Here is an 11,992-nt window from a genome sequence, read left to right as displayed (position 1 = left end):
ATTAAGCGACAGAGATACTACCAATCTCTGGAACAGGCTGCATAGGCAGTGATATCTTTGAGATAAATGTGTCAACCAATATTGACAATATCACTTTGCCGCATAGCTTGTCACTTTCCGCAGATTGGAGAGTACACCAGCGGTCAAGAGGTCGGTGCGGATAAAGTGCGTCGTACAGTCATGGGTGCGTTTCTTGTAGTTGCCGCAGATATAACAGTCCTGCTTGCGCTTGTCCGTCTGGTATCGCTGCTGGTACATGACGCTGCCGCAGTCCGCACAGAACAGTATGCCGGAGAACAAGCCCACTTCATCATAGCGGTTGGGGCGTTTGCGCTGCTTGCGAAGTTCCTGCACCCGTTCCCATGTCTGGGTGTCTATGATAGGCTCGTGGTGGTTCTCGAAAATCACTTGCTTCTCCGGGGGATTTTCTACGCTGTGCTTGACTTTGTAAGAGGGCTTTTCTGTCTTGAAATTTACCAGACAGCCTGTGTATTCCCGGTTTTCAAGGATATGCACAACGGTATTGGTCGCCCACTTGCACTCATAGCCGGGGTGGTAGCGGCGGGTGCTGCCCGTCCTACGGTATTCCAGCGTCCCCGGCGTGGGGATTTGCTGCTCTGTGAGCATACGGGCTATCTTAGTCGGACCGTTCCCGGCAAGGCAGAGGTTGTATATCTGCTTGACTACGGGTGCAGCTTCCTCGTCAATAATGAAATTTTCGTCCTCGTCCATGAGGTAGCCATACACAGGCTTGCTTGTGATGGGCTTGCCACTCATGCCTTTTGAGCGTTTTACTGCTTTGATTTTCTTGCTCGTATCTCTCACCAGCCATTCGTTAAAGATATTCCGCAGCGGGGCAAAGTCATTGTCGCCTTGTGCGCTGTCCACTCCGTCATTGATAGCGATAAAGCGGACACCTTTCTGTGGGAAAATCATTTCCGTGTACATTCCCACTTGCAGGTAGTTTCGCCCTAACCTCGACATATCCTTTACGATAACTGTCCCGACTTTTCCGGCTTCAATGTCCGCAAGCATGGCTTGAAAACCGGGTCTTTGAAAGTTCGCACCAGAATAACCGTCGTCCGTGTACCAGCGCAGATTGGAAAAGCCGTTCTGCTTTGCATAGGTTTCAAGAATACGCTTCTGGTTGGAAATGGAATTGCTCTCGCCTTGCAGCTCGTCCTCATGGGAAAGTCTTGGGTAAAGGGCGGTAATTGGTTGTTGGTTGGTCTGTCTTAACATAAAATCCTCCGTTTCCGACAGCCAGCCCCACTATTCCGTACCTTGATTGTACCACATGGGGCGGCGGTCTGTATAGCGGCAAAAGCGTCAAATCTGCTTCTTTATGGTCGGTCAAATCGCCGTTTTTTGTGTAGCAGCTTCCGCTTCCAGCACTTTCATCATCTTGTCGGCTGCGGTATCGGTTGCGCCCTGCTTGAAGAAGCCGGAAACGGTAAGGACGGAGTTGCCCATGCGGATTTCCGTCACACAGTCCGGGCGGCGGTCTGTTTTGGTGGTGCTTGTCTGTTTCGTTTCTGTCATAGGCTCTCCTTTCGCTGCTTCATCAGTTGCTTTAAGCGTTCCAGCTTTTCCTGTGCGGTTTCCTTTCGGAAGTTGCTGCCCGTGAAGCGGACGGGGGCGCACATGGAAGTCAGCCTGTCATAGATACGGGCGTGGGGCGTGTCCTGCGGGTGCTGCAATTCCTCCAGCGTGAGGTTGGTCGTGGCGATCAGCGGCTTGTCGCTTCGGTAACGGCTGTCAATCACGCTGTAAACCTGTTCCAGCCCGTATTCTGTTCCTCGCTCCATACCAAAATCATCAAGTATCAGCAGGGGGTAGCTGCAAAGGCGGGAAATATATTCGTTCCTGCCATCAAAGCTGGCAGCAAGGTCATTGAGTATGGTTGCAAAGTTTGTCATACAGACGGCAACCTCTTTCTCCATAAGGGCGTTGGCGATACAGGCGGCAAGGTAGCTTTTTCCTGTCCCCACGCCGCCCCAAAACAGGTAGCCGATATTTTCAGCCTGCATGGTTTCCCAGCTCTCCACATAAAAGCGGGCGGTTTCGGTCTGTGGGTTTCTGCCGTTGTCATGCTCAAATGTCCAGTTCCGCATAGCAGGGTCGGTAAAGCCCCGGCGTTTCAAGTCCTCCACTTTTTCAAGGTGCTTCTGTCGGCTTTCGGCGGCTTGCTGCTTTTCACGGGCTGCTCGCTGGCAGTCGCAGTCTGTTGGGTGGCGGTCACGCTCGAAACAGGTCTTTCCCTCTGCAAAGTAGGCTTCTTTGGGCGTATGGCACTTGCCGCAGTATAAAAGCCCGTCCTCGCCTGTGTAGTCCTCCGCTTCGGCGGTAGTGGCTGTAATGTCCGTAATCATAGCTTCAATCTCGTTTTTCATAAGCTCTCGCCCTCCTTGCATGAATAATCGGGTATGCCCTGTTTCGGGGCAGCCTTGCCTTTGGCAGCGTCTTCCTGCGCCCACTTGTAAATGGTGGCTGCATGGCTGTGGTACTGCTTCCCAGTGGAAGCGATATGGCAGGAAAGCCGGTCAATATAATACTCCCACTTGTCGGGCAGCTCTGTTTTCAGCCCGGAAAGCTCTGTATCGGTCAGTATCACATTGTTGTATCTGCCATAAGCGGCGGGGGCGGGGTGTCCCGTTTCTCCCTCTCTCTCTTTTTCTATCTCTATCTCTTTCTCTAACTCTATCTCTTTCTCTGGTGGACGAATGTCGGACAAATGTCCGCCTTTTGTCCGGGGCGGTAAAAGTGCCTTGTTTTCCAGCCTTGCAGCCCGTTTTCGCTCGGCTTCGGTAGAGGACTGTCCTATCATCAACTCAATGTCGGTCATATAGAAAGCCCCGCTGTCAAGCTGCTCCACAAGCCCCAACTGCCGGAAAATCTCCAAAGCCCTCTCAACCGTTCCTATCTGGTGGCGGGTCAGTGTCGCTATCATCTGCGCTGTGTAGGGGATATGCTCGTCAAGCTGCAATTTCCCGCCGTTTTTCAGCGATTTTAAGTACAGCTTCAAGAGGATATTGGAGTATAAAATCCCGTCTTTCATATCTTCCAGCAGCACAATGGAGTCGCTGTCAAAAAAGTTCTCTTTCAGCTTGAGGTAGTAATATTTGCGGTTATCTGCCATTGTCCCTGTCCTCCTTTTTCCGGCGTTTGGAGTAGTAGTGGGGGCAGAGTATGATAATCGCCCGGAAGCTCTGCTTGCAGCTATGGGTACAGCCCCGGCAGAGGTCATTGTATGTGATACGGTCGCAGGTGGAATTCCCGACTTTCACTTGCCGCAGGAAAAAAGACCATTCCAGCCGCCGTTTCTTGCTCATTCTTGGCATGGGTGCGCTCCTTTCTGCCGTTTCCGCTGGTGTGACGGTATCGGCGGTAATTCTGTATCATCTCGGTATCATTTTCGGGGTTTTTCTGCCCTATAAGCCCGTCAAAAAATCCTTTGGTATTTGCGGATAGGGTACGGGGCAGCCCCCTTGTTCTGTATAGGTTCGGGTACATTTTGGGGCGGTTTTTATCGTTCCTGTTCCTGCCTTTTCACAGGCTTGCGCTCCCGGTGTAAAATCTGGTCGATATTGCCCTTGACAGTCTGTAAGCGGCGGTATTCCTCCCGTTTTGCCCGGTAATCGTTGTAGCCGCTGTTTTTCTCTTGGATAAGGGTTTCAATCTCTGCTTGCAGGGCTTTATAGCTCGGCAGCTTGGAAATGCCGTTCTCCCTGAAATAGCGGGCGGCTGCGTCTGCTATGATAAAGTCGCTTTCGTACTTCTGACGGTAGGCTGCTTTTGCTTTGGCGTTTTTCTGCTGTTTCAGCCCGTCCCGGACAGGGCGGGTCTTGGAATAGGCAAGCACCTGTCGTTGCAGCTCCTTTTTCCCGTTCAGCGTCTTTTCCACCTGCTTCAGCTCTGCAAGGCTTTCCTGCATGGCGGCATAGGCGGCAGAACAGGCTTCGTCCAGTTCCTCCGGGGAAGAAAAGCCGTACTGCTGATAGGCGGTAACGGTAGCCGCCATCTGCTTTAGGTTGTGCTTTGCCGCCCAACGGTCATAGCCCACGCCTTTGCCCTCGGCTCGTTTGGCTTCCCGGTCAACCATGCGCTGCAAGGTGTTGTCTGCCGGGGTGGTTTTTGCGGTTTTTTCCCCTTGTGACGGCTTTTTAGCTGCGGCAGGGTATTCGGGTATGGCTTTGGTCTGTTCGGCGGCTCTGTTGGCGTTCTGCGTAAGCAGGGCAAGGACAGCAGCCTTGTCAAAATCGTCCCCCAGCTTCCGGGCTGTGATAGGCTTCGTCCTGTCCGGCGTGAGGTAGGAAAGCCGCCCCCGGCTCTCCTTGACGGTCACACCCTCCCGCAGCAAAAGGGAAGAAAACTCGTCAAAGCTGCCAGCTTGGGAAAGTGCCTGCCGTATCGTCCGGCGCAGCTTCGCCTTGTCCGTTTCAAACTTGGTGGGCTTGGTCGGCTGTCCTGCGGCTTCTCTGACAGCGTTCTCTTTATCAAGGGCAAGCTGTCCTTTCTTTGCCGCCCAGTATTCCCGTTCGGTTATCCGTTCCTTGCTGCCGCTTAGGAGGTCGATTTGGTAAAGCCCCTCCCGGTGGCACATCTCCATGACTTCACTCTTGAAATATTCCATAGCGGCGTTGGTGCAGCGGTGCTTGCAGCCCTCCCGTGTGTCGGCTGGTCTGTCCATGTAGGGCAGAAGCGGGACTTCATAAATCCGCAGGGAGTTGATGACGATATGCACATGGATATTGCCGCTGTGGTTATGCCCGTCCGGGTGGGTGCAGACTAAGGCTTGGTGTCCGGGGAAATGCTCTTTACAGAACTGCTCGCCCAGCTCCTGCGCCCGGTCTACGGTCAAGCCGTTGTCTGTCCCGTCCCGTGGGTCAAAGCTGATGATATAGTGGTGGCTTTTCACATCTTCCCGTTTTTGGTTTTTCTCATAGCGGAGATTAGCCCGCATACAGGCAACAGCGAAATCCTCGCCCCCACAGTTGAGGGAAGAAATGCGGTAATCCTCCCTCGGTATCAGCCGCCCGTTTTCATCAAGGGTGGGCTTCATGGTAAACTCGTCATGCTCAAATGTGAGATAGGCTTCCGCTGCGCCATAGTCCGCATTTTTAGAGCTGATATGTTTGAATGTTGCCAACAGCGTCACCCACTTTCTGCAAGACTTCAAACTTTAGGGCAGCAAGGTCGGAAACCGCCGCCCGTACCTCCCCGGCAAGCTGCGGGTAGGGGCTGTGCCACTCGTTCAGCGTCCGGGCTATCTGGTTTAAGTTGCCGCCGATCCTGCCGTATTCGGCGGTCAGCTTCCCGACAGCGGCAAGCAACTCGTCATTGACGGGGGAAACGGTTATGATGGGGCGTATGGCTGCCCCGGTTATGGCTTGCCGGATAAACTCGGCTTGGCTCATGTTGTAAGCAGAAAGCCTTTCCGCAAACTCGGCGTATTCTTCCTCGGTCATGCGTGTCTTGACTACCCGGCTGCGGTGCGGCGTGTTATATCGTTTTCGCATGGTAAAACCTCCTTCGGCTGTGCGTGGTGTCCTCTCACTAATAGGAGAAAAACAGGGTGTAAAGCGGAACTGTTTTTGAAAAATCCGAAAAATTATTTTGAGGGATTTTCCAGCGGCGTAAGCCGCATAAGCAGGGTTTGGGGAAGGCACTCCCCAACAAGATTCCCGCAGGGGCAAAATGAGCGATAAGCGAATTTTGGTACTGCGGTAGAATCTTGCTCTGAAAAACTCCGGCGTTCCCCGGCTTCCGTACTTTCCGCTAACAAGACGTTTCAAAAGGGCTTTGCTACCCGCTATTCCGGCATATCTTGAAAATTTTCCTTTCACTACCTACAACACCACGCAAAGCAAAATGGACGGAGATTTTTAGAATTTCCCCTTATTCCCTACAACACCACGCAAGCCGAAAAAGGCGGACAATGGCAGTATTTTTTTCTTTGATACCCTCCACGGATAAGTAAGGGATTTTGCCAACTGCGGCGGCAATTTTCCCTTTTGTTTTTTCATACTGGGGATTTTCAAAAATGCCAAACAGGAACGAAAAAAAGCAGCAAATCTGTTGAATAGATTTACTGCTTTCTGGTTGCCGGCGAAGCGGCGGTTATTCAGTTGTAGGCGGTAGGGCTATCTCCCAAAGCGGAACTTGAAAATAGCTGTGAGAAGCGTCTGGGTGATGTAGTCCTCTGTATCTTGGTCTACCCGTCCATTCACACGGGCGGCACATTGTATGCGGCGGCGGTAATACTGCAATACAGTTCCCACCGCTTCCGGCTCCCCGCTGGTGGCTTGGACGATTGTTTCATAGGGGAGAAGCCTATTATTTCTCATATGCCATTCCCTCCATTTCCGCTTGGAGCTGCCGTAGGACTTTTCGGATATGGTAGCCCGCTGTGCTGCGGCTGCGCCCGTACTGTCTGCCAATTTCGTGCTGTGGAATACGCTTGAAAAAGGACAGGTAAATCATTTCCCGCTCCCGTTCGTCCAGCCGTGACAGGGCTTCCGCAAGTAAGCCGCTGCTGAAAATGACCGTATCGCCGCAAAGGGTAAGTATGTATTCCTCGTCCGGCTCCGGGGCTTGGAAATATTCATCTGTCGTGCCTAAAGGGTAGTGCTTTTCGTCTGTGAGGTATTCAAGGGATATTTCTCTTTTGTGCTTCCTGCTCCGTGTCCTCGCTGCGTTGATCGTTGCATTTCGGATAACGACTTTGCAAAAGGCATGGAAAGTGTACTCGATATGTTCCCGATATTCTTCTGTACAGGTCATGGAAAATCCCCCTTTCCTCCCAAAAGGGCTGTGGCTGGTTAGTAGTTGCTTTTTATGATAGTAAGGGGCGGCAGCACTTTAGGCTGTCGCTCCTTGACTGCCTAACTGCAAAACCGGGCGGGGCTGTCAACGGCGGGCGAAGCCCGTTCATCTTGACCGTTGACTGGCTCGGCCAGGTTTGCTATTTATCCGGCAAACTTGAATTTATTTTAAGCTATCACGTTTTACCTTTTTAAGCCTTACTATCATTACCATAGGAATTTCTTTGTTGTTTTTGAAACATTCTTCATAAAATCCATCAATGACAAATCCAGCTCTAAAACAAAGGTTAAAAATATCTTGTATGGAACGATGATAATAAATCTGCTCCTCCGGTTGCCCTTCAATCGCTATACCATAGTAACTGTGCGGTGTCATATATTTTTCAGTCAACGTGATAAAACAAGGGTGTTGCGTTGCAAAGACAAAAATTCCGCTTTCCTCCAACAGTTCATAAACAGCCATAAGAAGTGGTTCAATATCCGTAATATCCATAATTGCCATATTAGAAACTGCTTTCGTAAAGGCTCGATTTCTTTTTAATTCTAATATACTTTCTCTATTGGTCGCATCCGCTACACAAAATTCAATTTGTTTTGCATATTGTGATTGCCGTCTTTTAGCCAATTCTATCATTTTTTTGCTGTAATCAAAAGCGACAATCGAAGCGCCTCTTTGTGCAAGATACGAAGAATAATTTCCATTGCCACACGCAATATCCAAAATGTAATCCGCAGGATTAGGAGATAGAAGTTCCGTTACTTTGGGACGCACTACCTCTCTGTGAAATTCATTAGATTTGTCACCCATTGCATTATCCCAAAATTGTGCGTTTTTCTCCCAGATTTTTTTACTTTCCTCTGTTCCCATGTTCTCTCCCACTCCCAAAATTTGCCTTTTTGCTTCCATTAAATCTTCCTTACTATATTCCATTGTTACCCTCCATAACTTCTGATTGTTGCCGTCTTGACTATTATGTATCTTTTCTTTCCAAAATGGTATAGGCTTTTATTTTTATAATGCTGCAAAACTTTTCTTCTGTAAGGTATTCAAAGGATATTTCCCTTTGCCGCCGCTATTGGAAAGCCAAAAGCAGCGGCTTTTTTACGCGATATGACCGAAAAGTCTAGAAAGCAGGATATGTCATCATTTGTCATTTCTTCTCAATGTAATAACTGCATGGCATATCAAGCCAAATACAAGAGAAAAACAGCCACCGCCAAATAGTGATGCTCCCCACCCTGCACCCGACATTGTCATAAAACCGCCAACAAAGAAAATACCAATGCCAAGAAATATCCCGACACCATAAAAAAGTCCAATTGCCATATCATACTTATTAAATTGTCGTTTCTCTTTTTTTTCACATGTTTCCATTTTTGTTATTACCTCCTTCGCAAAATCGTCCATGTGGACTCCAAAAAGAAAACAAATTTTTTTCAACGTATTTAAATCGGGTTCATTAACATCTCTCTCCCAATTCGATAGCGCCTGCCGGGTAACATTCAATTCCCCAGCCAGTTCTTCCTGTGTCATTCCCGATTGTGTTCGCAGATGACGTATTTGCTTTCCTGTTGTAATATCCGTCTGTTTCTGGTTCAAAATGGTTCCTCCTCTCTGATGCTGATTTTATCAATGATATTTCGCAATAGCCAGCAATGAACGCTTGCATTGCGCAAGACGTTACATTATCTTCTGAAACATATGCCGGATCTTGTCTAAACGGCTGTTCGGGCGGCGTGGCTGAAATACAGGCTCGCCGGAAGTTTCCTGATACCCTTTTAATTCTGTAATGCAGACACTTCTTCCATTTGTATAAAAATTCAGATCATTCCTATATTCACCGATACAACGGGCAGGGATTTCACCCTTAAAAATAACTTCATCTTTTTCAAGTCTGGTTGATTCAATGATTGCGCAATACTTTGGTGCATCATTATAAGCCCGTGAAAGATATTCCTGCGGTGCAAAAAGGGTAAAGGAAAGGTATGGTTCCAACAGTTGTGTCCCTGCTTTTTTCAATGCCTGCTCCAACACGACAGGCGCAAGAAAACGAAAATCAGCGGGGGTGCTGACCGGGCTGTAATAAACTCCATAATCAAAACAAATTTGGCAGTCTGTCACTCCCCAGCCATATAAGCCCTGCTCCATTCCATAACGCACACCCTCCATGACGGCATTTTGAAAACTTTGGTTTAAATAGCCGAGAGATACCTCGCTTTTATATTGTGTTCCGCTTCCAACAGGAAGCGGTGTTACAGTCAAACCAATAGATGCCCAAAACGGATTCGGCGGCACTTCAATATGAATCGTGCAGCTCGCTTTTTTTTGCGGTCTTTCCAGATAAATAACCGAAGGCTCTTTCATAGCCACGCCCACATGATATTTTTCTTCTAATAGCGAACAAATAACTTCTAACTGTACTTTTCCCAAAAAAGATAACATAATCTCATGGGTAACAGTATCAATGTCAAAATGCAAAAGAGGGTCTGTATCAGCAATCTCTGCGAGGGCATTTAACAGGGCTTCCCTTTGCTCCGGCTTTTGCGGCTCTACCGTTGTCCGAAGTAATGGCATGGGATTATCAATCCGTGTTTTGTGAGGCAGGAGTTTTTCATTTCCCAGGATATCGTTCAGTTTCAAAGTATCATCAGCTAAAATAACAATTTCTCCCGGACAGGCATGGTCAGCCGGGACGATTTCACCATTTGACGGAATACACATTTCTGTAATCTTTATTTTTTCCTTTTTTGACAGCAGCAGGGTATCCCGTAAATGGAGCGTCCCATGATACAGGCGTAAATAAGAAAGCCGTTTTTTCCGCTCTGTATACTCAACCTTAAAAACATATCCACATAATTCAGACTGAATATCGTCCGTTTCTGTAATGAAAGTTTCTATAATCGCTTCAATCAGTTTTTCTGTTCCTAAATTGTCTTTTGCACTCCCATGATAAACAGGAAACAAAGAGCAGCATCTGGTTCTTTTGCACTTTTCATATTGTAATTCCTGTATATCCAAAGAATCCTCTGCAACATATCGTTCTAATAGTTCATCGCTTCCGGAAATAATCATATCCCATTTGTCTAAATCAGAAATATCGGTCATGGTTATCTTTGGCGACAGGGAAACCTCCTGCATGACAATCATATCACTGGTAAGTTTATCTTTAATGCTTTGGTAAACACACTGCAGGTCGATCCCATTTTGGTCTATCTTATTTATAAAGATAATTGTCGGAATGTCCATTTTCTGAAGCGCATGGAATAATATACGGGTTTGTGCCTGTACGCCGTCTTTTGCTGAAATGACTAAAACAGCTCCGTCAAGGACAGATAAAGAGCGGTATGCTTCGGTTAAAAAATCCATATGACCGGGAGTGTCCACGATATTGATTTTATAATCATTCCAATAAAAAGAAGTAACCGCTGTCTGAATGGTAATTCCCCGTTGCCGTTCCAAAATCATAGTGTCTGTTCTTGTGGTCCCTTTATCCACGTTTCCCTGTTCCGCAATCGCTCCACTGGTGTATAGCAGACTTTCTGTCAATGTAGTTTTTCCTGCGTCTACATGGGCCAGAATGCCGATATTGATTATTTTCATGTGATTGTCCTCCCTTTACAGCCCCAAAGGGCATAAAAATCCCCAGCAGTAAAATACTTTTACCACTGGGGATTCTAATTTGCGGACATACACATATACAGCATACACCTATTTGTGATTGCTGTTTTTTGAATATGTCAAAATTGATAAGGCAAAAGTATTCTTAAATTGGGTACAAAAAACCAAGCCCCCACAAAAGGAGCTATCATAATTCTTTGTTCCCACTATTTGATTATAGTTTTATTTAAGAATACCTTGCCGCATATTTTTTACTCCTTTTCTGGAATGAAGCTATTATATCACATCAGTTTTAGGAAAGCAAGTACTTAAAAGAAATTTTTCTTCCCCTTATATGTAACAATCATACCGGCTTCCTGGTGTTCAGAATGGTTTCTGCTGTCTGCTGTGGTGTTTGATTGGAATTGTCCAGCCAAAAGCCGATCCGTGGTGTTGTCTGCATAAATGTATCGTATAAGGTTTCAACCGTAAAGCCGGAATAGCCTGTTTTCTCCCTGTATCGTTCCCTTTCTTTTATTGTTTCCACATCTGGACAAAGAACGACAACCTCAACAGGGTATTTATGCAGATAATTTATCATTCGGTTTAATTCATCACCGTAGTAGTTATCTTGGATCACTACAGAAAAGCCGTTGTCAAAGTATGACCTTGCCGCATCAGCAGTCAATTTGTATCGAAGGTACAGCTGGCGGACTGCTTCCGCTGATGGGGTAGCTGACATATTTTCTCTGCCTGAAATAATCATTTTTCGGAACACATCACCACGAAGATGGACGCATTTTTCTATTGATTTTGCCAGTAAATCGGAAACTGTAGATTTTCCAGAAGCCATTAAGCCTGTAATGAGATAAATTTTTTGTTTCATTTCACTTCCTCCGGCACAAAAAATATGTACATGTAACTAATTCAACACATTTATAATTTGAATAGGGACATTATAGCATTTACTAAATACAAATTCAATGTATACGGAAAGAAAGATATAAGGAGTGGGAGGGATTCCGCCGTAGTCGGCATTGTAGGAAAATCCAAAAGTTTAGATTTTCCCACAATGCTTATCTTTTGGTCTTTGGTTCGGAATAGTGTAGTGCTGGCGGTCTATCTCTTGTTTTCGGTTGCTTGCTTCCTTACCGTACATGAGCATTTGCGCCGGGGTTATCGTTGCCGTAGCCCTCAAGCAGATTGATTGCACCCCAGATGCCAAGACCTGCGCCCAGAGCGATAACGAGAGTCTGAAGAACGGTTACTGCGCTATTGAAAAATGCCATAATATTTTCCTCCTAAAATTTGAAATTGTTTTGAGAACAAAAAAAGCCCTCCGTACTACCGGCATCAAAACCGGACGGAAGGCTTAGTTTGCGAGAATCTTTTCAAGGAACTCCTCGACGGTTATCACGCCAAGTTTCTGTTCCATTCTGCTTTTTGCATATTCAGTTTCACAATCATATATATCACCACCACCTCCTAATATATAAGTGTAGGATTTCAGTACCCAACAGCCAGTTGGGTCTTAATCCACTCATTGTTTAAGCTGTATAATGATTAGGCA

13 protein-coding genes and 1 pseudogene are annotated in these 11,992 nt (G+C 47.0%); all 14 read right to left on the bottom strand.

The window, feature by feature from the left end; genetic code table 11:
• Window positions 1-93 precede the first annotated feature (93 nt).
• Window positions 94-1,242: pseudogene (locus OCV69_RS15955) on the bottom strand (recombinase family protein); the annotation flags it as partial.
• Window positions 1,243-1,353: 111 nt separating this feature from the next.
• Window positions 1,354-1,542, bottom strand: coding sequence for a transposon-encoded TnpW family protein (locus tag OCV69_RS15950; protein ID WP_002569233.1), 189 nt, complete (start codon window positions 1,540-1,542; stop codon window positions 1,354-1,356).
• Complete coding sequence (locus tag OCV69_RS15945) at window positions 1,539-2,393, bottom strand: ATP-binding protein (RefSeq protein ID WP_069432566.1); 855 nt, start codon at window positions 2,391-2,393, stop codon at window positions 1,539-1,541. Before OCV69_RS15945 ends, OCV69_RS15950 begins: the two co-directional genes overlap by 4 nt.
• A complete protein-coding gene (locus OCV69_RS15940; protein ID WP_008394427.1) occupies window positions 2,390-3,139 on the bottom strand; it encodes a phage replisome organizer N-terminal domain-containing protein in 750 nt (249 codons plus the stop codon). Before OCV69_RS15940 ends, OCV69_RS15945 begins: the two co-directional genes overlap by 4 nt.
• Entirely contained in the window at window positions 3,129-3,341 is a 213-nt protein-coding gene (locus OCV69_RS15935) for a hypothetical protein (RefSeq protein ID WP_039891482.1), read from the bottom strand. The genes OCV69_RS15940 and OCV69_RS15935 overlap by 11 nt, the downstream gene beginning before the upstream one ends.
• Before the next feature lie 185 nt (window positions 3,342-3,526).
• Complete coding sequence (locus OCV69_RS15930; protein ID WP_158360260.1) at window positions 3,527-5,149, bottom strand: relaxase/mobilization nuclease domain-containing protein; 1,623 nt, start codon at window positions 5,147-5,149, stop codon at window positions 3,527-3,529.
• Window positions 5,121-5,519, bottom strand: a complete 399-nt coding sequence (locus OCV69_RS15925) for a plasmid mobilization protein (protein WP_002569238.1) — start codon at window positions 5,517-5,519, stop codon at window positions 5,121-5,123. Before OCV69_RS15925 ends, OCV69_RS15930 begins: the two co-directional genes overlap by 29 nt.
• A gap of 624 nt (window positions 5,520-6,143) precedes the next feature.
• On the bottom strand, window positions 6,144-6,347 hold the full coding sequence (locus OCV69_RS15920) for a helix-turn-helix domain-containing protein (RefSeq protein ID WP_003505336.1): 204 nt from the start codon (window positions 6,345-6,347) through the stop codon (window positions 6,144-6,146).
• Window positions 6,337-6,783, bottom strand: a complete 447-nt coding sequence (locus OCV69_RS15915) for an RNA polymerase sigma factor (protein ID WP_003505338.1) — start codon at window positions 6,781-6,783, stop codon at window positions 6,337-6,339. Before OCV69_RS15915 ends, OCV69_RS15920 begins: the two co-directional genes overlap by 11 nt.
• A gap of 204 nt (window positions 6,784-6,987) precedes the next feature.
• Complete coding sequence (locus OCV69_RS15910; RefSeq protein WP_003505400.1) at window positions 6,988-7,755, bottom strand: class I SAM-dependent methyltransferase; 768 nt, start codon at window positions 7,753-7,755, stop codon at window positions 6,988-6,990.
• Between the two features lie 213 nt (window positions 7,756-7,968).
• Window positions 7,969-8,424 (bottom strand): XRE family transcriptional regulator, encoded by a 456-nt coding sequence (locus OCV69_RS15905; protein WP_003505401.1) that lies wholly within the window; start codon window positions 8,422-8,424, stop codon window positions 7,969-7,971.
• A gap of 81 nt (window positions 8,425-8,505) precedes the next feature.
• Entirely contained in the window at window positions 8,506-10,425 is a 1,920-nt protein-coding gene (gene tet(32), locus OCV69_RS15900; RefSeq protein ID WP_003505402.1) for a tetracycline resistance ribosomal protection protein Tet(32), read from the bottom strand.
• 361 nt (window positions 10,426-10,786) lie between these two features.
• A complete protein-coding gene (locus tag OCV69_RS15895; RefSeq protein WP_003505403.1) occupies window positions 10,787-11,308 on the bottom strand; it encodes a P-loop nucleotide/nucleoside kinase family protein in 522 nt (173 codons plus the stop codon).
• 262 nt (window positions 11,309-11,570) lie between these two features.
• A complete protein-coding gene (locus tag OCV69_RS15890) occupies window positions 11,571-11,711 on the bottom strand; it encodes a Maff2 family mobile element protein (RefSeq protein ID WP_033121798.1) in 141 nt (46 codons plus the stop codon).
• Between the last annotated feature and the right edge of the window lie 281 nt (window positions 11,712-11,992).

Source organism: Alitiscatomonas aceti, assembly GCF_025567195.1.
Lineage (GTDB): Bacteria > Bacillota > Clostridia > Lachnospirales > Lachnospiraceae > Alitiscatomonas > Alitiscatomonas aceti.
This window is presented reverse-complemented; position numbering and strand designations above follow the sequence as displayed.

Bases quoted from the DNA above. Each gene is read 5' to 3' on its own strand.
- OCV69_RS15950 (WP_002569233.1), bottom strand. From the start codon at position 1,542: ATGACAGAAACGAAACAGACAAGCACCACCAAAACAGACCGCCGCCCG.
- OCV69_RS15945 (WP_069432566.1), bottom strand. From the start codon at position 2,393: ATGAAAAACGAGATTGAAGCTATGATTACGGACATTACAGCCACTACC.
- OCV69_RS15940 (WP_008394427.1), bottom strand. From the start codon at position 3,139: ATGGCAGATAACCGCAAATATTACTACCTCAAGCTGAAAGAGAACTTT.
- OCV69_RS15935 (WP_039891482.1), bottom strand. From the start codon at position 3,341: ATGCCAAGAATGAGCAAGAAACGGCGGCTGGAATGGTCTTTTTTCCTG.
- OCV69_RS15925 (WP_002569238.1), bottom strand. From the start codon at position 5,519: ATGCGAAAACGATATAACACGCCGCACCGCAGCCGGGTAGTCAAGACA.
- OCV69_RS15920 (WP_003505336.1), bottom strand. From the start codon at position 6,347: ATGAGAAATAATAGGCTTCTCCCCTATGAAACAATCGTCCAAGCCACC.
- OCV69_RS15915 (WP_003505338.1), bottom strand. From the start codon at position 6,783: ATGACCTGTACAGAAGAATATCGGGAACATATCGAGTACACTTTCCAT.
- OCV69_RS15910 (WP_003505400.1), bottom strand. From the start codon at position 7,755: ATGGAATATAGTAAGGAAGATTTAATGGAAGCAAAAAGGCAAATTTTG.
- OCV69_RS15895 (WP_003505403.1), bottom strand. From the start codon at position 11,308: ATGAAACAAAAAATTTATCTCATTACAGGCTTAATGGCTTCTGGAAAA.
- OCV69_RS15890 (WP_033121798.1), bottom strand. From the start codon at position 11,711: ATGGCATTTTTCAATAGCGCAGTAACCGTTCTTCAGACTCTCGTTATC.